The 2139-nt window shown below is 33.9% G+C and carries 1 protein-coding gene and 2 pseudogenes; all 3 read left to right on the forward strand.

Going from position 1 to position 2139, the window contains the following annotated elements; translation table 11 throughout:
* Positions 1-258 (forward strand): annotated as a pseudogene (locus ACT8VG_RS10500) (ABC transporter ATP-binding protein); the annotation flags it as partial.
* Between the two features lie 2 nt (positions 259-260).
* A complete protein-coding gene (locus tag ACT8VG_RS10505) occupies positions 261-968 on the forward strand; it encodes an ABC transporter ATP-binding protein (RefSeq protein ID WP_022424674.1) in 708 nt (235 codons plus the stop codon).
* Positions 969-1273: 305 nt separating this feature from the next.
* A pseudogene (locus ACT8VG_RS10510) lies at positions 1274-2139 on the forward strand (NlpC/P60 family protein); the annotation flags it as partial.

A 2139-nucleotide genomic window follows, 5' to 3' on the forward strand; every position in this document is an offset into this window, starting at 1 on the left:
CTATTATTATTAGACGAACCTGCTGCAGGTATGAACCCTACAGAAACAGCTGAATTAATGGAAACTATTAAGATTGTAAGAGAAAAGTTCTCAGTCGCAATTCTTCTTATTGAACATGATATGAAGCTAGTTATGGGTATCTGCGAAAAGATTGCAGTATTAAACTTTGGTACAGTACTTGCTTTTGGTACACCTGAAGAAATTAGAAACAACCCTGATGTTGTAGCTGCCTACTTAGGCAATGAAGAGGAGGGCTAAAGATGTTATTAGAAGTTAAGGATCTTGAAGTACATTATGGTGTCATTAATGCGATTAAGAAGATTTCATTTAATGTAGAAGAAGGTGAAATCGTTGCACTTATTGGTGCCAATGGTGCAGGTAAAACAAGTACAATGCATGCTATCTCTGGCTTATTAAACGGTAAGAGTGGTGATATTATCTTTAATGGTGAAAACATCATGAAAACTCCTGCTCATAAGATTGTCTCTAAAGGTCTAGCACAGGTTCCTGAAGGACGTCGTATCTTTGCCCAGTTAAGTGTTGCTGATAACCTAGAAATGGGTGCTTATCTTCGTAATGATGCAGATGGTATTAAGAATGACCTTGAACATATTTATACATTATTCCCACGTTTAAGAGAAAGAAAGAAACAGTTAGCTGGTACATTATCTGGTGGTGAGCAGCAGATGCTTGCAATGGGCCGTGCTTTGATGTCTAAACCAAAACTATTACTATTAGACGAACCATCAATGGGTCTTTCTCCAATTCTTGTCAATGAAATATTTGATATCATTAAAGAAGTTAATGAAAAAGAAGGCGTTACTATCCTTCTTGTAGAACAGAATGCGAATAAAGCACTTTCTATCGCAGATCATGCTTATGTACTTGAAACAGGTAATATTACTGTATCAGGTGAAGCGAATGATGTTGCAAATAACCCACGTGTTAGAGAAGCATATCTTGGATAATAAGTTCTCCTTAGGGAGGACTTTTTTAATATAGGTAACAATGTTGTTATTTACTCTGTGTACACTTGTTGAAATAATCAGAATATATGTGTTTGATAAATTAGGATTCTAAAAAATCACCAAGAAAATATATGCTAAAGACCAAAAAGTCATTATTTTTATTAATTATTAATAAAATCTTAAACGTAAAAACACTGATATATACTATAAAAAATATAAAATCTTAAAAATATCTTAAGAAAATGGTGGACACATATATGGCATAGTGTTATAATCGCAATTGTCGAAAAGAAAAGGAGAATACTATGACTCAAAATGCCCCCGTAACTCTTCATGCAATTGTAGATAGAATTAAAACTCAGAAAACAATATTATTACCTGCATTCGCAATCTCTGCATTTGCGCTAGTAGGTTATGCAGCGGCTGACCGTCAGGCACCTGTTATTCATTCAAATAAAATTGTTGTTCCTTATGGAACATACTTAAATGCTTCAGACTTTGAAATCACAGATAACCGTGATAATTTAGATATCATGGATGTTTCTATTAAGTCAGGAACATATGAAGCAAAACAGTTAGGTACTTATCGTGTTACAGTGACTGTTACTGATACATTCCAGAATACAACTGATAAAGAAGTTGAAGTACAGGTTATTGATAATGAAGCTCCTGTTATTGCTTCACGTACTGAAGGTGGATATATTATTGATGTAGAAGCCAATGGTTCTAATAACTTATTAGATTACGTGAAAGCAACAGATAATGTTGATGGTGATGTCAGTGAATTCATCACTTTCGAAGGTGGTATTGACACAACTGTAATCGGGGAACAGAAGGTTGTGGCTCATGTAGAAGATAACGCCGGCAATGTGGCTGAAAAAACATTATCATTTAATATTAAGGATTCTGTTGCACCAACATTAACTCAAAAAACACAGTCTTTTGATGTAAACTATGGTGATACATTTAATCCTGCAGATTATTTTGATGTATCTGATAACTTTGATCCTTCACCAGTATTAACTGTTAAAGGTGATATTGATACAAAGAAATTAAACAGTGAACAGAAAGCAACAATCATTGCGACTGATAACAGTGGCAATGAAACTAAACAGGAATCTACAATTAATATTAAGGATATCATAGGTCCTGAAATTAAATTGAATACAAA

This window comes from Catenibacterium sp. (assembly GCF_052354645.1).
Taxonomy (GTDB): domain Bacteria; phylum Bacillota_I; class Bacilli_A; order Erysipelotrichales; family Coprobacillaceae; genus Catenibacterium; species Catenibacterium mitsuoka_A.